The following is an 18,587-nucleotide window of genomic DNA, read 5'->3' on the forward strand; positions in this document are numbered from 1 at the left end:
ACGCTTCAACGCGGCCGTGAACGCCCTGGCCGACAAGGGCGCTGCGGAACTGGCCGAGGACCGCGCGTTCCTGGAACAGACCGACCTCGTCGGCTGACCACGCGCCTTCGTGGAACAGGCCGACCTCGTCGGCTGACCACCGACCGCCGATTGCTGGAGGCGTGGGAGGGCGGGTCGCGGAGGCCGGCGGTAGTCCTGAATCAGTGGTCGCCGACAGGTTGCCGACAGTTGCGTCGCATAGCCTCGTGTCCGGAGTGGTCGGTTGCCGTGGGCTCACCTGGGGAGGCGTCGGTGTTCGGAAGGGGAGCGCGGCTGTACGCGAGCGCGATGATCGTGGTCTGCGTACTGCTTCTCGGCCCCAGCGCGCCGGGCGACGCCCTCGTCGGCAGGCCGCTGCCCGCCGGTGCGGCCCGGGACGTGGTGCCGAACCGGGTCATCACGTGGAACCTCTGCAACCCCTGCGGGAAGAGCAATGCCGACCGGGCGGCTGAGATCGCCACGTACGCGCCTCAGGTGATCGGGCTCCAGGAGTCGTGCACCGGTGATGTGAAACGGATCAGGGACCTCCTGGAGAGCCTGTACGGGCTGGTGTACCACGTCGAGTACGGGACGGTGCTCCAGAACTGGGGCCGCTGCGGGGGAGTGCCCTGGAGCCCGGGAGGCTACGGCCAGGCGCTCCTCTCGGCGGCGCCGATGACCGACCGGGTCGTGGTGGAGTATCCCGACGGCGGTTCTGAGGACCGCGGGTATCTGGCCGTCACCACCACCGTGGACGACAAGCCGGTCCGGGTCTTCAACACCCACCTCGCCCAGCGACAGCAGGAAGACGTCCGTACCGAGCAGGTGCGCGTGCTCGGCGCGGCGGTCGGCGAGTACGACCGCGCGATCGTGCTCGGCGACTTCAACGCCACGCCGGACACCCCCGAACTTGCCCCGATGTGGACACTGGCCACCGACACCGACCCCCAGTGCCGGCCGTCGGCCTCCGGCACCTGCGACACGACCACCGACTGGTACAGCAAGTTCGACTACGTCTTCCTGCGCGGCATCACCTCACTCCGGCACCAGGTGCACCCCACCGCGTACTCGGACCACGACCTGCTGCAAGCGGACCTGGATCTGACCTAGTGGCTGGTGCGGGCGGTCAGGGAACCAGCGTGAAACTCGCCCGGTAGACATAGCCCGGCATGACGGGGGTCCACGCGAAGCCGTGGCCCATGGTGAGGGTGCCGGTCTGGCCGTCGGGATGGTCCCGGTCGTTCATGACGTAGCTGATGGAGTACTCGACGGTGGCCGGAGTCGAGCCCGACCACTCGTAGCAGGTGAGGTACACCGGGTGCTCGTCGAAGTCCCGCACGGCCGTGGGGTTGTCCGGGCTGAGGTAGATGTGGCGGATGTACTGCGGAGCCCAGGACCAGTCCTGGCAGACGACCTCGGTGATCCCCGTGTCGGCCGAGGCGGTGGGCAGGGGGGCCGTCAACGGGAGGCCGAGGGCGGCGGCAACGGCCAGCAGAACAGCGGGTCTACGCATGGGCAGCTCCGTGGATGCGGCGACGGGGCCTTCATTCTGGCAACGGCGGCCGTCCTCCACAGGGCGGAATCGAGCCCCTCCCCGACCTGATGCCTCGTCAATGTGTGGACGTACAAGGCGTGTTGGGCGCGTGCCGCCCCGACCGTCGGGCGCTCGGACGGCCGGGGCGGCGCGGGCTCAGCTCAAGTGCCGGGAGAAGAACCGTGCCGCGGCGTCCCCCGCGGACTGCGGGACGCCGGTGTGTCCGCCCATGTGGGCGTGCAGGGACTTCTCCTCGGAGCCGAAGGCGTCGAACAGGTCCAGGGCGGCCTGCCGGTCGTTTCCTTCGTCGTCCCACTGCAACAGGACGTGCAGCGGAATGGTGACCCGGCGGGCCTCCTCGAAGATGGCGCGCGGCACGAGGCTGCCCGCGAACAGACCGGCGGCCACGATGCGCGGCTCGACCACCGCGAGGCGGACACCGACGGAGATCACCCCGCCCGAGTACCCGACCGGGCCGCCGATCTCCGGCAGGGCCAGGAGAGCGTCGAGGGCGGCCTGCCACTCGGGGACCGCCCTGTCGACGAGGGGGAGGACGAGGGCGTCGACGATCTCGTCGCCGACCGGCTCGCCCGCTTGCATCGCCCGCCGCAGCTCGGCGCGGGCCTCCTCGACGGCGGCCCAGCGCGGCCGGTCACCGCTGCCGGGGAGCTCGATGGTGGCCGAGGCGAAGCCGTCCGCGGCGGCCTGCGCGGCCCGCGCCACCAACCGGGGGTACATCTTGCGCAGTCCGAGCGGAGGGTGGCCGAGCAGGATCAGCGGCACCGGTGCGGGAGCGGACGCGGGCGTCCACAGGATGCCGGGGATCTCACCGAGGGTGAATGTGCGTTCGAGGACGTCGTCGTCGAGGCGCTGTTCGGACGTGAAGCGAAGGGCCATGGTCGTGCCTTTCGGGAGTGCGTGAGAACGGCGCTCCCGGACGACCTATCGCCCGACCGCGACCCCTGAGGGGAGCACCCATGTCGATACGTTCACGGGTACCACCTCCTCGGTCTCTCGCACGGCCTCCGGGACCGTAGCAGTGGCCACGACGTTCCACCAACGGGTTTTCGCGAAGGCGCGACGTCCAGGGCGTCCTCCTCGTCGGCGGCGAGAAAGCGCGCGTTGCCGGTCACGGCGTTGCTGGTGCGGGCGCCGCCCAACTCCTCGGCGCCCGTGCGGTCGCCGGTGACCGCCTCGATGACGTCGGGGCCGGTGACGAACATGTGCGAGGCGCCGGCAGGCGGCCCGGCCCGCGCAGGGCCTCAGCAGCACCGAGATCCGCGGAATCACCCCCGACGCCTGGACGTTGCGGCGCACCAGTGCGGCCAGCCGTTCGGTCCGCCCAGGCCCCGAACCGCCCACGCCTGCGCGCCCCGCCGGGCGCCGGCGCCCGCTCGCGGCGGTGGGCCAGGTCACCGCGTTCCACGGTGCTGCGGGGCGCGTACGCAACCGCGTGCGGTCAGCGAGCGGCGAGGAGCTGGAGCGTGTCGATCACACGGTTGGAGAAGCCCCACTCGTTGTCGTACCAGGCGACGACCTTGACGTGGCGGCCGTCGACGCGCGTGAGCGCCGAGTCGAAGATCGACGACGCGGGGTTGCCCACGATGTCGGACGACACGAGCGCGTCCTCCGAGTACTCGAGGACCCCGGCCAGCGGCCCCTCCGCCGCGGCGCGGTACGCCGCCAGCACCTCGTCGCGCGTCACGTCACGGGCGACGGTCGTGTTGAGCTCCACGATCGAACCCACCGGCACCGGCACCCGGATCGAGTCACCCGACAGCTTGCCGTCGAGGTTCGGCAGCACCAGCCCGATCGCCTTGGCGGCACCGGTCGTGGTCGGCACGATGTTGACTCCGGCGGCCCGGGCACGACGGGCGTCGCGGTGCGGACCGTCCTGGAGGTTCTGTTCCTGCGTATAGGCGTGCACCGTCGTCATGAACCCGTGCTCGATACCGGCGAGTTCGTCCAGGACCGCGGCCAGCGGCGCGAGCGCGTTGGTGGTGCAGGAGGCGTTCGAGACGATGGTGTGCACGGCCGGGTCGTAGGTGTCGGTGTTGACGCCGTACGCGAGGGTGACGTCGGCACCGTCGGACGGCGCGCTGACCAGCACCTTCTTCGCGCCCGCGTCGAGGTGGGCGCGGGCGGCCTTCGCCGAGGTGAAGCGACCGGTGGCCTCCAGGACGATGTCGACGCCGAGCTCGGCCCACGGCAGGTCGGCCGGTTCGCGCTCGGCGAGTACGCGGATACGGCGGCCGTCGACGACGAGGGTGTCCCCGTCGACGGTGACCGGGCGCCCGAGCCGGCCGGCCGTGCTGTCGAAGGCGAGCAGCCGGGCAAGCGTGGCGGGCTCCGTCAGGTCGTTGACGGCGACGACCTCGAGGTCGCTGTCGCGCTCCAGCAGCGCGCGCAGCACATTGCGTCCGATGCGGCCGAATCCATTGATGGCGATGCGAGTCATGAGTGGTGTCCCTTCCCTTCGCCACCAGGCTCGCTCGTGACGGGCGCCGGTGACAGTGGCGGGATCGCCATGGTTCAAAAGGATCCCGCCACGCGTCGGCCTGCCGGGTGGCGCGGGCTCACTCGCCCAGGGTGAACGTGCGCCGGTACTCGCTCGGAGTGGTGCCGAGGATGCGCTGGAAGTGCATCCGCAGATTCGCGCCGGTGCCGAGACCGACGTCGGCGGCGATCTGCTCGACGCTCCGCTGCGACCGCTCCAGCAGCTCACGGGCCACGTCGATGCGGGCCCGCATCACCCACTGCATGGGCGTGTAGCCGGTCTCCTCGACGAAACGCCGGGAGAACGTGCGCGCCGAGACCCCCGCCTGTCGCGCCAGTATGTCCAGGGTGAGGTCCTCGTCGAGCCGGTGCAGCGCCCACTCGCGGGTGGCGGCGAACCGCTCGCCGAGCGGCTCGGGGACGCTGCGGGGCACGTACTGGGCCTGCCCGCCGCTGCGATAGGGGGCCGCGACCAGCCGCCGGGCCGCGTGGTTGGAGGCGGCGACCCCGAGGTCGCCGCGCAGGATGTGCAGGCACAGGTCGATCCCCGAGGCGGCACCGGCCGAGGTGAGCACACTGCCCTCGTCGACGAACAGCACGTTCTCGTCGATCCGGACGAGCGGATGTCTGGCCGCGAGGGCCCGCGTGTAGTGCCAGTGCGTCGTGGCGCGCCTGCCGTCGAGCAGGCCCGTGGCGGCGAGCGCGAAGGCGCCCGTGGAGATGGCGGCGAGCCGCGCGCCCCGCTCGTGGGCGGCGATCAGCGCGTCGACCACGGCCCGCGGCGGGTCGTCGCGGTCCGGGAACCGGTAGCCGGGGACGAAGACGATGTCGGCCCAGGCAAGGGCGTCCAGGCCGTGGGCGACGTAGTACGCCAGGCCGTCACCGCCGGTCACCAGCCCGGGCGTCGCCCCGCACACCCGCACCTCGTACGGCATGCTCGCGCGGGTCGTGAAGACCTGGGCGGGAATTCCGACATCGAGCGGCTTCGCGCCCTCCAGCACGAGAACGGCGACGCGATGCAGACGGGAGGCTGGCACAGGGAGAGGGTACGTGGGGCGTGACCTCGACGCCTTCGCCCACCGGTCGGCCGGTGTCGAAAACCGCTGAGCAACGTGACCTGCGAGGGGGGACCACTGCGATGGATCAGGTACGAGAGGCCTTGGCGCTGGTGGGCGGCATGCTGGGCAACTGCCTCCACGGCTCCTCCGTCCTGGGCAGCCTGAGACCGGCCGGCCACGGCACGTGTTTTCGCGCGTCGCGATGAGTTCTGGGGCGTCGGACGGTCGTACTGTCGAACCTGTCTCCCAGGAGGATTACTGATGCGCAGCGTGACGTATTCGATGAGCGTCTCACTTGACGGCTACATCGTCGGACCGGACGGCAACTTCGCCTGGTCGGAGCCGAACGACGAGGTCTTCCGCTTCTGGATCGACGACATCCGTCAGGTCGACGTCCACCTGATGGGGCGACGGCTGTACGAGACGATGCTGTACTGGGAGACCGCCGACCAGGATCCGGCGCTCGACGACGCGCAGCGCGAGTGGATCTCGCTGTGGAACCCGCTCCCGAAGGTCGTCTTCTCCACCACCCTGTCATCGGTGCAGGGCAACGCCCGTCTGGCCGCCGGAAGCCTGGCGGAGGAGATCGGGCGGTTGCGGGCCGAGCCGGGGGAGGGCGAGATCGCGATCGGTGGCGCGGCGCTCGCCGCGGAGGCGTCCGCACTGGGGCTGATCGACGAGTACCGCGTCGTCGTCTACCCGGTGCTGGTCGGCGGCGGCACCCCGTTCTTCGCCCGTGCCGAACAACGGGTGGACCTCGAACTGGTCGAGACCCGCACCTTCAAGTCGCACGTCGCCTACCTCCGCTACCGCGTGGTGCGCGGCGCCGTGTCGTCGTAGCACGTCACGCGGGCAGGAAACCCGGCCACCAGGGCGGCACGTTGCCCGGGCACACCGGGGCGGGGTAGGAGTCCGGCATGCCGAGCCACGTCACCAGGAACCAGGCCAGCCACAGGGTGATGACAAGCCCCGCGGCCCAGGCCGCTGTGCGGTGACGTCTCCCGAGGGTGCTGTGCACGGCGATCCACGGGACCGCGGCGGCCACCCAGAGGAGAGGGGCGAGGAACAGCAGCGTCATGCCGTTGGCGGCGGCACCGATTCCGGTGTCGCAGGCGGCCCAGGCCCTCCCGATCGCCGTGACGGTCACCACTGCGGTCAACCCGCCCACGAGGACACCGACACCGATGCCGCTGAGCCGGGGGCGCGAAGAATCTGCCCGTCCAACGTCCATGCCTGCCTCCCCCGTTCGGCCGTGATCCGGAGAGTACCAGCGCCCCGGCGCGGCTTCCTGCGGCCCTGGCATGCCCTCATGTCGTCGGTGCCTGAGCCAAGGCCGTCGCCCCGGCGGCCGCCGAGAGAGCCTCGGACGTCGCCGGGTCCGCCGGGAGGAATGCCTCCAGTTTCAACTCGGCCAGCGTCACGTCGACGGCGGTGGCGAAGGTCGTCACGGTCGTCATCAGACGCAGCTCGCCGTACGCGGACCGCAGGTGCAGCGGGACCGCGAACCCCAACTGGCCTGCGCCCGGCTCCAGGTCGGGGACGTAGCGGGTCAACTCGGCGCGCAGTTCCTCCAGATGGCCGACGCGGGCCAGGATGTGGCGGGCCCATTCGGCGAGGTTGAGGATGCGGGGCGCCAGGCCGTCAGGATGCAGGGCCAGGCGGTAGACGTTCGTGCCCGGGCCCACCAGTTCGGCCGCCGCACCCTCGGTGATCAGGTCGAACGCGGTGTTCGCGGCGACCAGATCACCTCTGCGGTCCACCACCAGCGCCGGGTAGGGCAGATGCCCGCGCAGAATGTGGTCGATCGCCGTGCGGACGGGGGCCAGCGCCGGATCGTCGAGCGAGCTCTCGGGGTAGGCGGGTGCGTAACCGGCGGCCAGCAACAGCTCGTTGCGCTCCCGCAGGGACAGTTCCAGCGACTCGGCCAGCCGTACGACCATGTTCCGGCCCGGCACGGACCGGCCGGACTCGATGAAGCTCAGGTGCCGCTGGGTGGTACCCGCCCGCAACGCCAGGTCGAGCTGGCTGAGATGACGGCGGGCACGACAGGCGCGAAGCGTACGAGGGAAGTCCACCCGCCTGTTGTAGCGGGGGCGGAAGGCGCCAGGCCATTCCCCGCAGGGAATTGCCGCCACTCCCGCCGCACTTGAGCATGGCTGCCATGGACATCGGCGTACTCCTTCCGACCGGAACCGCCCAGTGGGGCCCTGCGGACGACCCTCGCGAGCTGGTGGCCTTCGGCCGTCATGCCGAACGCTCGGGCTTCACCTCGCTCTTCGTCAACGATTCCCTGATCAGCCCACGCATCGAGGCGCTCACGATGCTGGCCGCGCTCGCGCCGGTCACCGAGACCGTGACGCTCGGCACGGCCGCCCTGATGCCGTTCCTGCGCCGGCCGGTCCAGGCCGCGCAGTCCCTCGCGTCGATCGACCTGCTGTCCGGCGGCCGGCTCGCCGTGACCGTCGGCGCCGGCTTTCCCGGCCGCTTCGGACGCCCCCTCTACACGCTCTCCGAGCTGCCGTGGGAGAGACGCTTCGCCCGCCTGGACGAGACCGTCGCGCTGTGGCGGGCCCTGTGGGACGGCGCTGACGCCTTCCACGGGGAGATCCTCCGCTTCACCGACATCCCGCCCACGACCAGGCCGTTCCGCGCCGGCGGCCCGCCCGTCTGGCTCGGCGGTGCGACCCCCGCGGCCCTGGCCCGCACGGGCCGTCTGTACGACGGATGGCTGCCCTACCCACCCGAACCCGCCGCCTACGCGTCCGGCCTCCTCGACATCCACAAGGCGGCGGCCGGCGCCGGACGTGCGGCCGAGGAGATCACGCCCGCGCTGTTCGTCTCCGTACGGATCGACGACGACGCCGAGAGCGCCCGCCACTCGATGGACGCCTACGCACGGGCCACGTACGGCCTGCCGCTGGAGGAGTTGGAGAGCATCCAGGCGGTCGTCACCGGGACCGCCGATCAAGTACTGCACCGTCTGGGAGAGTTCGTCGCCGCGGGCGCTCGTCATCTCGTCGTGCGCCTTGCGGGCCAGGACCTGCGTACCCAGCGTGACCAGCTCGAACAGGCTGCGGACCTGATCCCCGCCCTCGGACGGCAGGCGGCGGATCAGGGGGAGCCCAGGCACGTAACCTGAGGGCCCCTCAGGACCCGGAACCGCGGAAAGAACCGTATGTGGCGCGTGCTCTTCTGCATCACCCCGGCGACAGTGGCGGCCTTCGCCCTGGTCATGCTCGCGCTGTCATGGGCCGGCGGGTGGTGGTACCGGCGCGATCCCGCTCGGGCAGGTCGCGCCGCCCGCGTCCTGCTGGCAGCCTGGGGCGCGTTGATCCTGACCGCGACGCTCGCCCCCTCCCAGGCGCCCGGAACGTCGGGATACGACGTCTTCTGGATCCCGGGCGAGGGCCTGTGGGGTGTGAACCCAGGCGGCCTCTTTCCTGCGGAACGCGCCATGATCGTGCGTCTGCAGCTTGCGAACGCGGCGATGTTCGTGCCGTTCGGGTCCCTGTTGTCGTTCACCTTCCGCCCCGCCCGCAAGGCTGTGCCCGCACGGGCGACGTGCGTGTGCCTGGGGTTCAGCGTGCTCATCGAAGGCGTCCAGTTCGTCATGGCGGCCGGTCGGACGGTGGACGTGGACGACGTGCTGTTCAACACCCTCGGGGGTCTTCTGGGGGCCGGGGTGGCGGTGGCTGGCGTGCAGGTGTTCGCGCGCGCTCGCCGCGGGAACGGGCGAGGGCGGTACGTCACTCGTGCCGGCGGGTGTTGAGGCGGGCGGCCTGGCGGGTGAGGTGGTCGCGTTCGGGGAGGTTGGGGGCCTGGTGGGCCGCCTCGGCGTACAGGCGTGCCGCGGTCGTGAGGTCGCCGTCACGTTCGTGGAGGTAGGCGGCCACCGCGGTGTGGCGAGGCAGCGCGGGGTCCAGTTCGGCGAGGGCGGCCAGGCCGGCGCGCGGTCCGTCGGCCTCGGCGACGGCGACGGCACGGTTGAGGCGGACGACGGGACTGTCGGTCAGGCGCACCAGTTCGTCGTACCACTCCACGATCTGGACCCAGTCGGTCTCCTCGGCGCGGGGCGCGTCCGCGTGGAGGGCGGCGATGGCGGCCTGGGCCTGGAACTCGCCGAGCCGGTCGCGGGCGAGGGCCGCCTGGAGGATGTCGACGCCTTCTGCGATCAGCCGCGTGTCCCATCGGCCGCGGTCCTGCTCGGCGAGCGGCACCAGGCTGCCGTCGGGCGCGGTCCGGGCGGCGCGGCGGGCGTGGTGGAGCAGCATCAGGGCAAGCAATCCGGATGCCTCGGGATGGTCCACGGCGGCCGTGACCTGTCGGGTGAGGCGGATGGCCTCGGCGGCGAGGTCGATGTCGCCGGAGTAGCCCTCGTTGAAGACGAGGTAGAGGACGCGCAGCACGGTGGCGACATCGCCGGGCTGGTCGAAGCGCACTTGGGAGACGGTGCGCTTGGCGCGGCTGATGCGCTGCGCCATGGTCGCCTCCGGCACCAGGTAGGCCTGGGCGATCTGGCGGGTGGTCAGCCCGCCGACCGCGCGCAGGGTGAGCGCGACGGCCGAGGACGGGGTGAGGGAGGGATGGGCGCACAGGAAGTACAGCTGGAGGGTGTCGTCGGCCTCGGGCGCCGGACCGGGCGCGGGTTCCTCCTCGACCCGGTCCTCGCGACGGCGGCGTGCGGCGTCGGCGCGGGTCGCGTCGAGGAACTTGCGCCACGCCACGGTGATCAGCCAGCCCTTGGCGTCCCGCGGCGGGTCGGCCGGCCAGACGCGCAGTGCCTCCACGAGCGCGTCCTGAACGGCGTCCTCGGCCGCCGCGAACTCCGCTCCGCGGCGGACGAGGACGGCGAGCACGCTCGGTGTGAGGCTGCGCAGCAGGGCCTCGTCCATCGGTGCGGTCACTCCGTGACGGTGCAGTGCGCGGCCATGATCGGCCGCACTTCCAGCCACTCGTGGATCGGCTTTCCTCCCGCCCCCGGCGCGGCGGAGAGTTCCGCGGCCAGTTCGAGGGCCCGCTCGTGGCTGTCGACGTCGATGATCGTCCAGCCGGCGATGAGGTCCTTGGTCTCGGCGAAGGGGCCGTCGGTGACCGGCGGGCGCCCCTCACCGCCGTAGCGGACCCACGAGCCCTCGGGGGCGAGCGCCTGGCCGTCGACGTACTCGCCGGTCTTCTCCAGCCGCGCCGCGAAGTCGTTCATGTACTGCACGTGCGCCGAGATCTCCTCCGGCGTCCACTGGTCCATCGGTACGTCGTTCACGGGCGCGGGAGCGCCGCGGTAGTGCTTCAGCAGCAGGTACTTGGCCATGTCGGTTCTCCTCGGTGCCGGTGCGCCCATTGTGGCCGCGTCCACCCCTGGGACGGAGCCGGACGCGGGTTCTCGACATGGTCGGCCGACTCAATTCGTGCAGACGCCGTCGCCGAGCGGGGTGAGTCCGGGCATTTGCTGCCACCGGTGACTGACCGGCAGCGCGTCGAGGGAGCGAGGCAGGGGCGGGGGCCGCCTGGGTGTCCTTGGCGGGGGCGAGTGCGAGCAGCGACCCGCCGCTGACCGCCTCGGCCGCGACCGGACCCCGGGTGTCGGCAGTCTGAGGTGAGCAGCGTCGGAACGGCCGAACGCTCGGCCGGGGTAGCCCGGCCGAGCGTTCGGAGCGAACCGTTCAGGGGCTGATCAGCTCACCTCGGTGATCCGCCACCGCTGGTTGGCGCCGGAGTTGGCCTGCCACGTCGTGACGGCCGCGCCCTCGCCGGTCGCCTGGCCGCCGACCTCCAGCAGCCGGCCCGTCGCCGCGTTCACCAGCGTCCACGTGCCGTCGCCCGTGGTCGACAGGATCCACTCGGTCGCCGGGTCCCGGTCGCCCGTGTCGGGCTCGATCACCGGCACGTCGTCCCGCACGGCGAGCCGCTTGCCCTCGGCCGGGTTGGCGAAGACGTAGCGGGCGCGGTTGCTGCCCTTCTTGCCGTACTTCGCCTCCAGCCGCCACTCCTGCGCGACCGTGCCGGCGGCCGAGTTGATGACGAGGTTCGTGCCGTTGGCGCCGACGGTGACCGCCTTGCCGCTCTGCACGCCGGTCAGGGTGTAGGACGCGCCCTTGCTGAACAGGCTCGCGTCCTTCGCCACGCCCGAGACGCCCTCGACGGCGAACGAGGTCACGGACTGCGCGGGGACGGTGAACGTCGCCTTGCCGTCGACGACCGCGACCGGCGCCTGCTCCACCAGCTTGCCGGCGGCGTCGGTGACGGTCGGGGTGACCGTCGCGTCCCGCTTGATCTTCCCGAACTTCGACAGGTCGATCGTCACCGTGCGCGGCGCGGTCGTGGAGTTGACGTGGACGACGGAGGCACCCTTGCCGTCCTTCGTGACCGCGGCGGCGCTGGAGGTGTCGTTCACCTTGACCAGGCTGTCGCCCGGCTTGATGAAGTGCGTGAAGTTGCGGGCCGTGTCGAACTTCGTGTTCGTGTGGATCGGGCAGGTCTGGAGGGTGTCCGTCGACGTGCAGCTGAACGGCAGCTGCACGGAACCCCAGTTGCCGCCCTTGGCGGACTCGCCGCCCGGCTTCATGTTGTCGTAGTCCTCGACCGGCTGCCAGAACACCCAGGCCGTGGGCTCCAGTTCACGCAGGTCGTTCACCATCTGCTGGGCCAGCCCGAGGCCGGGGCGCATGTCGGTGAAGCTCTGCCCGTCGCCCCAGTCGCCCTCCACCTCGCTCATCCACAGCGGCTTGTCGGCCGCCTTGGCCAGGTCGCGGACCGTGGTGCGCTGACCGGTGCCGTAGGTGTGGACGTTCATCTGGCCGACGAGGTCCTTGGACGCCTGTGAGTAGGAGTTCCAGTTGGTCGCGAACAGACCGGGGTTGGTCTCGTCCATCGCCGATATGTCGGCCTTGACCTTGGCCTTCTTCAGGGCCGGTGCCAGGGCGGCCAGCACCTTCTCCTGCATCGCGGGCCCGATGTGCGCGCCCTCCTGACGGCCGCCCACCGGCTCGCCGTCGGCGCCCAGACGGGTGCCCCAGTAGCCGGTGTTCGGCTCGTTGAACGGGTCGACGGTGTCGACCTTGATGCCCTCGGACTTCTCCAGCCGCTTCGTCGCACCGGCGAGGTAGGCGGCGAAGTCACCGACCGAACTCTCCTTCAGCTGCTCGGCGTTGGCGTTGAAGCCGCCCGAGACGTAACCGCTCTCGGTCATGAACCACGGCGGGGAGTTGGAGAACGTCTCCCAGTGGTCGATGTCGTTCTTGATGCGGTCGACCCACCAGCGCTGGGTGGCGTCGGCCTTGTCGTTCCAGTCGGCGGGATCGTCGGCGCTCCACCAGTCGGTGTCGGTACGGGTGGTGCCCTCCGGCGCCTGCCACCAGCCCTCGACCGCGCCACCGGCGCGCAAGTAGTCCTTCACATCCGGGGCGTTGCCGCCGCCGATGTTGTAGCGCGCGATGTTCAGCGCCAGACCGTCGTCACCGAAGAGCAGATCGGCGAGCTTCTCGCGGATCTCCTTCGGGTAGTCGCCGGTGGCGTTCGCGAACCAGACCAGGCTGGTGCCCCAGCCCTCGAACGGTGCCTGCTTGTACGACGGATCGGGCTGCACGGTGACCGACGCGGTGGCCGTGTCGGCCTGCGCGAGCGGCGCGGGGACGGAGAGCAGTGCCGCTCCGGTCGCCAGCGCGGTCATCGACGCGGCGGTGAGGAGCCGTCTGCTGCGGGTGAGTCCTGCCATCGTGTGCTCCCAGCTTCATAGGTGGAAACGCTGCGGTGGTCCCTCCCGCCGGACGTACGGGGAGGGGAGGTGCCCCCGGGCGGGTCAGGTGCCGCCCGGGGAGACAGATGAGGTCAGACGGCCGGCCGGCGCACCACGGCGACCTCGCGCGGCCCGAGGACGAGCCCGCCGTCGCCGGCCGTGCCGTACAGCACGTCACCGGCGAACCCGGGCATCGGCACCGTGTCGTCGGTGCGGTTGACCAGGAACAGGAACTGCTCCTCGGCGCTCCTGCGGACCGTCAGCTCGACGCGTCCGCGCGCCTCGGCCGGGAGTTCGCTCGCCACGCCGGCCGGCTCCAGCAGACGCGGCAGCAGCGCGGTGAGCCCCGGGACGCCGAGGCGGGTGGAGACGTACGACGCCGAACCGGCGGCCGCCGCACGGCGGGTCACGGCCGGTCGCCCGGCCTGGTCGCCGGAGTCGTAGCGGGCGAGAACCTCGGTGCGGTCGTCGGCCAGGGTGATCCGGTCGGTCCACAGGGTGCCGGTCGAGCCGTCGTCCAGGGACACCGACTCGTCGGCGAGCAGCGGACCGAACTCCTCGACCCGGATGCCGAGCAGGTCACGCAGCGCACCGGGGTAGCCGCCCAGCCAGACATGGTCGTTCTGGTCGACGACGCCCGAGAAGTAGGTCGTCACCAGGTGGCCGCCCTGCTCGGCGTAGCGGGTCAGCTCCTTGCCGAGTTCCGCCGGGACGACGTGCAGGACCGGCGCGATCAGCACGTCGTAGCGCGCGAAGTCGCTCTTGGTGGTGATCAGGTCGGCGCGCACGCCGAGCGCGAGGAGCGCCGAGTACCAGTCCAGGCCCTCCTGGCGGTAGTTGAGCAGCGAGGTGGGGTGGGAGTCCTGTTCGCTGGCCCACCAGGAGTCCCAGTCGAAGACGATGCCGACCTTCGCGCTGTCCCGCGTCGAACCGGCCACCGGGGCCAGCGTCTTGAGGGTGGCGCCGAGTTCGGCCACCGCGCGGAACAGCTCGCTGTCGGGACCGGCGTGCGGGACCATCGCCGAGTGGTACTTCTCGGCGCCGGCCGCCGACTGCCGCCACTGGAAGAAGCAGACGGCGTCCGCGCCGTGCGCCACGTGCAGCAGGGAGTCCCGGGCCAGCTCGCCCGGCCGCTTGGCCACGTTGACCGGCTGCCAGTTGACGGCGCTGGTGGAGTGCTCCATCAGGAACCACGGGCGGCCGCCCGCGATGCCGCTGGTGAGGTTGGCGGAGAAGGACAGCTCGTCGCGGGACTGCGGGCCGGGGTGGACGTAGTGGTCGTTGGAGACGAAGTCGATCTCCTCGGCCCAGTCCGCGTAGTTCATGCCCTTCGTCTCGCCCATCACCATGAAGTTGGTGGTGACCGGGACGTCCGGGGTGATCTCCTTCAGCAGGTCCCGCTCGGCGCGCAGGTAGTCCTTCAGGGCGTCGGAGGAGAAGCGCTTGAAGTCCAGCTGCTGGGTCGGGTTGGGGTGCGAGGCCGCCAGGCGCGGCGGCAGGATCTGCTGCCAGTCGGTGTAGCGCTGCGACCAGAACGCCGTGCCCCAGGCGTGGTTGAGGGCGTCCAGGGTGCCGTAGTGGGCGCGCAGCCAGTCGCGGAAGGCGCGGGCCGCGTCGTCGGAGTAGTCGTAGACGTTGTGGCAGCCCAGCTCGTTGGAGACGTGCCAGGCGACGAGCGCGGGGTGGTCGGCGTAGCGGGTCGCCATCTCGCGGACCAGGCGCAGGGCGTGCTCGCGGAAGACGGGGGAGGTGGGCCGCCAGTGCTGACGGGCGCCCGGCCACAGGGTCTCGCCGGTCGCGGTGACGGGGAGGATCTCGGGGTGGGCCGTGGTCAGCCACGGCGGCGGGGAGGCGGTGGCGGTCGCCAGGTCGACGCCTATGCCGCCGGCGTGCAGCAGGTCCATGACCTCGTCGAGCCAGCCGAAGTCCCAGGCGTCGGCGGCCGGTTGGAGCCGGGCCCAGGAGAAGATCGCCACCGAGACGACGGTGACACCGGCCTCCCGCATCAGCCTGACGTCCTCCTCCCACACCTCCCGGGGCCACTGCTCGGGGTTGTAGTCGGCGCCGAAGGCGAGACGCGGGGTGGGGTCACCGTCCGCTCCGCGGCGGCGGGAGTGGAGGGTGGAGATCATGGCGGTCCTTCCGAAGGGGTGGTGCACGGGGCGGCGCGGCCCGCAGGCCGCGCCGCCCGGTGTTCGTTGCTTCCGCGAGAACTACTTCTCGATGGTGAAGCCCTGCTCCTCGCCGTACTTGACGGACGCGTCCTGCCAGGCCTTCAGCCCCTCCGCCAGCGTGGTGCCGGAGACGTAGGCCTTGCCGACGGTGTCGTTGAAGATCGAGTTGGCGTACGGCTGGAAGGGCAGGTAGGACCAGTCGCTCGCCACGTTGGCCGCGGACTCGGCGAAGATCTTGTTGGCTTCCTGGCCGTCGAAGTAGTCGAACTTCTTGCTCTGGAACGCCGGGTCCTCCAGCTGCGCCTTGGTGGCGGGGAAGGCTCCCTCGGAGACACGGGTGGCGACACCGTCGCCGGAGTTGGCGTACTCCGTGAAGGCGTAGGCGAGTTCCTTGTTCTTGGCGAGGGCCGGGACGGTCAGCGAGGAACCGCCGTTCTCCGCGCTCGCCTTGTCGCCCTTGGTCCAGGCCGGCAGCGCGGCGGCACGCCACTGACCCTTGGCGCCCGGGACACCGGTCTCGAAGTTGGCGGGCATCCAGGCACCGCTGGCCAGGGTGGCGATGCTGCCGTCGCCCAGGCCCTTGTACCAGTCGTCGGTCCAGCCGTTGATCGGGGCGAGCAGCTTCTCGTCGATCAGCTTCTGCCAGACCGTCTCGAACTTCTTGGCGCCCGCGTCGTCGAAGTTGATGCCGACCTTGGTGCCGTCGACCTTGTACGGGCGCGAACCGGCCTGCCACAGCATGGAGGTGGTGAAGCCCGCGTCACCGGCGTCGTTGGCGATGTAGACCTTCGGGTCGGCCTTGTGGAGCTTGCGGGCCGCGTCGAGGTACTCGTCCCAGGTGGTCGGGACGGCGATCTTGTACTTGTCGAAGACCGTCTTGTTGTAGAACAGCGCCATCGGGCCCGAGTCCATCGGCAGGCCGTAGACCTTGTCGCCGTCGCTGACCGCGTTCCACGGGCCGGCCGTGTACTTCGAGGCGAGCTTGTCGGCGCCGTACGGCGCGAGGTCGGTCAGGCCCTTGGTGAGGGAGTACTGGCCGAGCGCGAAGTACTCGACCTGGGCGACGTCCGGGACGCCCTTGCCGGCCGAGATCGCGTTGGACAGCGCGGTGTAGTGCTTGTCGCCGGAGCGCTCGCTGACCAGGTTGACCTTGACCTTCGGGTACTTCTTCTGGAAGTCGGCGGCCACCGTCTTCAGCGTGGGCTCCCAGGCCCAGACCGTGATGGAACCACCCTTGTCCAGCGCCGCCTTGATGTCGCCGGCGGACACGGCCTTGGTGTCGGAGTCGTCGTCGGAGCCGCCGCAGGCGGTGACGCCGAGGGCGAGGGTGGAGACGAGGGCGATGCCGCGCAGGATGCGGCTCGTTGTTCTGCGCATGGAGGTGCTTCCACTTCTTCGTGGGTGGGACAGGTGAGGGTGGGGGAGCTTCAGGGGTTCTTCAGGGTGGTTCAGGGGTGGTTCAGGGGTTCTTCGGGGATGGTTCAGCGGTGCTGCATTGGGGGGCTTGGGGGCGTCACTCCTTGACGCTTCCGGCGGCGAGGCCGGACTGCCAGTACTTCTGGAGGAACAGGAAGGCGGCGATCAGGGGGATGATCGTGAGCAGGGAGCCGGTGATCACCAGGTTGAAGATGACCTCTCCGCCGATGGTCTGTGCCTGCGAGCTCCAGGCACTCAGACCCAGGGTCAGCGGATACCAGTCGGGGTCCTTGAGCATGATCAGCGGCAGGAAGTAGTTGTTCCAGGTGGCGACCGTGGTGAACAGCAGCACGGTCACGATCCCCGGGGCCAGCAGCGGCAGCGCGACCTGGAAGAAGGTCCGCACCTCGCTCGCCCCGTCCATCCGGGCCGCCTCCAGCAGCTCGGTCGGGATGGCCTCGGCGGCGAACACCCACATCAGGTAGAGGCCGAACGGCGAGACCAGCGACGGGATGATCACCGCCCAGGGGGTGTCGGTGAGCCCCATCTTGCTGAACATCAGGAAGGTCGGCACCGCGAGCGCCGTACCCGGCACGGCCACCGCGCCGATGACGACGGCGAAGATGCCGCGCTTGCCGGGGAAGTCGAACTTGGCCAGCGCGTACCCGCCCAGCACCGCCAGCAGGGTCGCGCCGCCCGCCCCGAGCACCACGTACAGCAGGGTGTTCAGCAGCCAGCGGCCGAAGATGCCGTCGTGGTAGGTGAAGGTGTCCCGGATGTTGTCCCACAGGGCGAAGTCGTGGGCGAACCACAGTCCGTTGGAGTCGCCCAGACCCGCCTGGGTCTTGGTGGAGTTGATGACCAGCCAGATCAGCGGCACCACGGTGTAGAGGACCATCAGGGCCATCAGCACCGTCAGCAGCACACTGCGCCGCGGCTTGCCGGGGGTGTGCGGCTTGCGGGGCGTCCGCAGCCTGGGGGCGGCCTTCTTCGCGGGGGGAGCGGTGACAGAGGTGCTCATCGGGTCACGCTCCCTTGCGCATGCCGCGCAGCTGGACGGCGTAGGCGACGATCATCGTGATGACGCCCATGATGATGGCCACCGTCGCGGAGTAGTTGTGCTGCTGGCCGTTGAAGGACAGCGAGTAGGTGTAGAAGTTCGGCGTGTAGTCCGTGGTGATGGAGTTCAGCGCCAGCGGACGCAGGATGCTCGGCTCGTTGAAGAGCTGGAAGCTGCCGATGATCGAGAAGATCGTGGCGATGACGATCGCGCCCCGGATCGCGGGCAGCTTGATCGAGCTGATGACCCGCCACTGACCCGCGCCGTCGATCTCCGCCGCCTCGTACAGCGAGGTCGGGATGACGCGCAGCGCGGAGTAGAAGATCAGCATGTTGTAGCCGACGAACTCCCAGGTCACGATGTTGCCGATGGAGGCGAGCACCCAGTCGGGGGAGAGCAGGTCGGGCAGCGAGGTGCCGAACGCGTCGTTGATGTCGCCGACCAGGCCGTACTTGGTGCCGTACATGAAGCCCCACATCAGGGTGGCGACCACGGCGGGCACCGCGTACGGCAGGAAGATCGTGATCCGGAAGAAGCTCTTGCCGTAGAGCCGGCCGCTGTCCAGCGCCAGTGCCACCAGCAGGGCGATGCCGAGCATGATCGGCACCTGGATCGCCAGGAAGAGCCCCACCCGGCCGACGGCGGCCCAGAACTGGTCGTCCTTGAGGGCCTGTGTGTAGTTGTCCAGGCCGACGAACTGGTTGCCGCCGATCAGCTGGTTGCGGAAGAGGCTCAGGTAGATCGAGTACGCGATGGGGGCGAGGAAGACCAGTGCGAAGACCGCCACGAACGGGCCGATGAAACCCCATCCGGTCCACGAGCGCCGGTCCCGTTTCGCCGGAGGCGGTGCCGGGCGCGGCTCGGCGGCGGCCGGCGGTTGCAACGTTTTCATGATCGTTCCTCGCTCGTTCACTCATGGAACCCGCCGCCCCGCAGGGGATTCCCCGTGCGGCACGGCCGCGATGTTTACGTAAACATCAGCCAGCAGAAAAAATGACTTGAGCTGTTATGTTTACGTAAACATCCGATGGCGGCATGTCTACACTCCTCCGATGACACCGGTCAAGGGTCTCCCCGGAGGATCGTGATCAAAGCGATG

The 18,587-nt window shown here is 70.4% G+C and carries 17 protein-coding genes and 1 pseudogene; 4 read left to right on the top strand and 14 right to left on the bottom strand.

Annotated elements, in window-relative coordinates:
* Nucleotides 1–327 precede the first annotated feature (327 nt).
* Nucleotides 328–1,128 carry an endonuclease/exonuclease/phosphatase family protein gene (locus DI272_RS00985; RefSeq protein WP_109493237.1) on the top strand — a complete coding sequence of 267 codons (801 nt, stop codon included), beginning with the start codon at nt 328–330 and terminating at the stop codon, nt 1,126–1,128.
* A gap of 16 nt (nt 1,129–1,144) precedes the next feature.
* Here the strand turns inward: DI272_RS00985 and DI272_RS00990 are convergent, their stop codons facing one another.
* From DI272_RS00990 to DI272_RS01015, 5 genes and pseudogenes are all read right to left on the bottom strand, one after another.
* On the bottom strand, nt 1,145–1,531 hold the full coding sequence (locus DI272_RS00990) for a hypothetical protein (RefSeq protein WP_109493238.1): 387 nt from the start codon (nt 1,529–1,531) through the stop codon (nt 1,145–1,147).
* A 177-nt stretch (nt 1,532–1,708) separates the two neighbouring features.
* Nucleotides 1,709–2,449: an alpha/beta hydrolase gene (locus tag DI272_RS00995; protein WP_109493239.1), complete on the bottom strand. Its 741-nt coding sequence runs from the start codon at nt 2,447–2,449 to the stop codon at nt 1,709–1,711.
* 185 nt (nt 2,450–2,634) lie between these two features.
* Nucleotides 2,635–2,878 (bottom strand): annotated as a pseudogene (locus tag DI272_RS01005) (carboxyl transferase domain-containing protein); the annotation flags it as partial.
* A 133-nt stretch (nt 2,879–3,011) separates the two neighbouring features.
* On the bottom strand, nt 3,012–4,010 hold the full coding sequence (gene gap, locus DI272_RS01010) for a type I glyceraldehyde-3-phosphate dehydrogenase (protein WP_109493240.1): 999 nt from the start codon (nt 4,008–4,010) through the stop codon (nt 3,012–3,014).
* A gap of 118 nt (nt 4,011–4,128) precedes the next feature.
* Complete coding sequence (locus tag DI272_RS01015) at nt 4,129–5,085, bottom strand: GlxA family transcriptional regulator (protein WP_109493241.1); 957 nt, start codon at nt 5,083–5,085, stop codon at nt 4,129–4,131.
* 282 nt (nt 5,086–5,367) lie between these two features.
* On the opposite strand from DI272_RS01015, the gene DI272_RS01020 reads away from it, so the two are divergent.
* Nucleotides 5,368–5,946, top strand: coding sequence for a dihydrofolate reductase family protein (locus DI272_RS01020; RefSeq protein ID WP_109493242.1), 579 nt, complete (start codon nt 5,368–5,370; stop codon nt 5,944–5,946).
* Between the two features lie 4 nt (nt 5,947–5,950).
* Here the strand turns inward: DI272_RS01020 and DI272_RS45030 are convergent, their stop codons facing one another.
* Both DI272_RS45030 and DI272_RS01030 read right to left on the bottom strand, forming a co-directional pair.
* Complete coding sequence (locus DI272_RS45030) at nt 5,951–6,337, bottom strand: hypothetical protein (protein ID WP_109493243.1); 387 nt, start codon at nt 6,335–6,337, stop codon at nt 5,951–5,953.
* A gap of 76 nt (nt 6,338–6,413) precedes the next feature.
* Nucleotides 6,414–7,181, bottom strand: coding sequence for a helix-turn-helix domain-containing protein (locus DI272_RS01030; RefSeq protein ID WP_109493244.1), 768 nt, complete (start codon nt 7,179–7,181; stop codon nt 6,414–6,416).
* An 86-nt stretch (nt 7,182–7,267) separates the two neighbouring features.
* Here DI272_RS01030 and DI272_RS01035 point away from each other — a divergent pair, with 86 nt between their 5' ends.
* A complete protein-coding gene (locus DI272_RS01035; RefSeq protein ID WP_109493245.1) occupies nt 7,268–8,245 on the top strand; it encodes an LLM class flavin-dependent oxidoreductase in 978 nt (325 codons plus the stop codon).
* 36 nt (nt 8,246–8,281) lie between these two features.
* The gene (locus DI272_RS44100; RefSeq protein WP_146238297.1) at nt 8,282–8,875 is read left to right on the top strand and encodes a VanZ family protein; all 594 of its coding nucleotides are present in this window, start codon (nt 8,282–8,284) and stop codon (nt 8,873–8,875) included.
* Here DI272_RS44100 and DI272_RS01045 read toward each other — a convergent pair.
* The 7 genes from DI272_RS01045 to DI272_RS01075 form a co-directional block, all read right to left on the bottom strand.
* On the bottom strand, nt 8,853–9,998 hold the full coding sequence (locus DI272_RS01045; RefSeq protein WP_109493246.1) for an RNA polymerase sigma factor: 1,146 nt from the start codon (nt 9,996–9,998) through the stop codon (nt 8,853–8,855). The two genes, DI272_RS44100 and DI272_RS01045, sit on opposite strands and share 23 nt — an antisense overlap.
* An 8-nt stretch (nt 9,999–10,006) precedes the next feature.
* Nucleotides 10,007–10,414: a YciI family protein gene (locus DI272_RS01050; RefSeq protein WP_109493247.1), complete on the bottom strand. Its 408-nt coding sequence runs from the start codon at nt 10,412–10,414 to the stop codon at nt 10,007–10,009.
* Between the two features lie 363 nt (nt 10,415–10,777).
* On the bottom strand, nt 10,778–12,817 hold the full coding sequence (locus tag DI272_RS01055; protein WP_109493248.1) for a glycoside hydrolase: 2,040 nt from the start codon (nt 12,815–12,817) through the stop codon (nt 10,778–10,780).
* A 113-nt stretch (nt 12,818–12,930) separates the two neighbouring features.
* Nucleotides 12,931–14,970 (bottom strand): beta-galactosidase, encoded by a 2,040-nt coding sequence (locus DI272_RS01060; protein WP_109493249.1) that lies wholly within the window; start codon nt 14,968–14,970, stop codon nt 12,931–12,933.
* 81 nt (nt 14,971–15,051) lie between these two features.
* The gene (locus tag DI272_RS01065; RefSeq protein ID WP_109493250.1) at nt 15,052–16,389 is read right to left on the bottom strand and encodes a sugar ABC transporter substrate-binding protein; all 1,338 of its coding nucleotides are present in this window, start codon (nt 16,387–16,389) and stop codon (nt 15,052–15,054) included.
* Between the two features lie 136 nt (nt 16,390–16,525).
* Nucleotides 16,526–17,449, bottom strand: coding sequence for a carbohydrate ABC transporter permease (locus DI272_RS01070; protein ID WP_109493251.1), 924 nt, complete (start codon nt 17,447–17,449; stop codon nt 16,526–16,528).
* A 4-nt stretch (nt 17,450–17,453) separates the two neighbouring features.
* Complete coding sequence (locus DI272_RS01075) at nt 17,454–18,380, bottom strand: carbohydrate ABC transporter permease (RefSeq protein WP_109493252.1); 927 nt, start codon at nt 18,378–18,380, stop codon at nt 17,454–17,456.
* Nucleotides 18,381–18,587 lie beyond the last annotated feature (207 nt).

Origin of the sequence: Streptomyces sp. Act143, from assembly GCF_003143935.1 — a bacterium.
Taxonomy (GTDB): Bacteria; Actinomycetota; Actinomycetes; order Streptomycetales; family Streptomycetaceae; genus Streptomyces.

What these genes read in the sequence shown, in the direction of transcription:
- DI272_RS00985 (WP_109493237.1), top strand. Translation starts at nt 328, where the DNA reads ATGATCGTGGTCTGCGTACTGCTTCTCGGCCCCAGCGCGCCGGGCGAC.
- DI272_RS00990 (WP_109493238.1), bottom strand. Translation starts at nt 1,531, where the DNA reads ATGCGTAGACCCGCTGTTCTGCTGGCCGTTGCCGCCGCCCTCGGCCTC.
- DI272_RS00995 (WP_109493239.1), bottom strand. Translation starts at nt 2,449, where the DNA reads ATGGCCCTTCGCTTCACGTCCGAACAGCGCCTCGACGACGACGTCCTC.
- gap (WP_109493240.1), bottom strand. Translation starts at nt 4,010, where the DNA reads ATGACTCGCATCGCCATCAATGGATTCGGCCGCATCGGACGCAATGTG.
- DI272_RS01020 (WP_109493242.1), top strand. Translation starts at nt 5,368, where the DNA reads ATGCGCAGCGTGACGTATTCGATGAGCGTCTCACTTGACGGCTACATC.
- DI272_RS45030 (WP_109493243.1), bottom strand. Translation starts at nt 6,337, where the DNA reads ATGGACGTTGGACGGGCAGATTCTTCGCGCCCCCGGCTCAGCGGCATC.
- DI272_RS01035 (WP_109493245.1), top strand. Translation starts at nt 7,268, where the DNA reads ATGGACATCGGCGTACTCCTTCCGACCGGAACCGCCCAGTGGGGCCCT.
- DI272_RS44100 (WP_146238297.1), top strand. Translation starts at nt 8,282, where the DNA reads ATGTGGCGCGTGCTCTTCTGCATCACCCCGGCGACAGTGGCGGCCTTC.
- DI272_RS01045 (WP_109493246.1), bottom strand. Translation starts at nt 9,998, where the DNA reads ATGGACGAGGCCCTGCTGCGCAGCCTCACACCGAGCGTGCTCGCCGTC.
- DI272_RS01050 (WP_109493247.1), bottom strand. Translation starts at nt 10,414, where the DNA reads ATGGCCAAGTACCTGCTGCTGAAGCACTACCGCGGCGCTCCCGCGCCC.
- DI272_RS01055 (WP_109493248.1), bottom strand. Translation starts at nt 12,817, where the DNA reads ATGGCAGGACTCACCCGCAGCAGACGGCTCCTCACCGCCGCGTCGATG.
- DI272_RS01060 (WP_109493249.1), bottom strand. Translation starts at nt 14,970, where the DNA reads ATGATCTCCACCCTCCACTCCCGCCGCCGCGGAGCGGACGGTGACCCC.
- DI272_RS01065 (WP_109493250.1), bottom strand. Translation starts at nt 16,389, where the DNA reads ATGCGCAGAACAACGAGCCGCATCCTGCGCGGCATCGCCCTCGTCTCC.
- DI272_RS01070 (WP_109493251.1), bottom strand. Translation starts at nt 17,449, where the DNA reads ATGAGCACCTCTGTCACCGCTCCCCCCGCGAAGAAGGCCGCCCCCAGG.
- DI272_RS01075 (WP_109493252.1), bottom strand. Translation starts at nt 18,380, where the DNA reads ATGAAAACGTTGCAACCGCCGGCCGCCGCCGAGCCGCGCCCGGCACCG.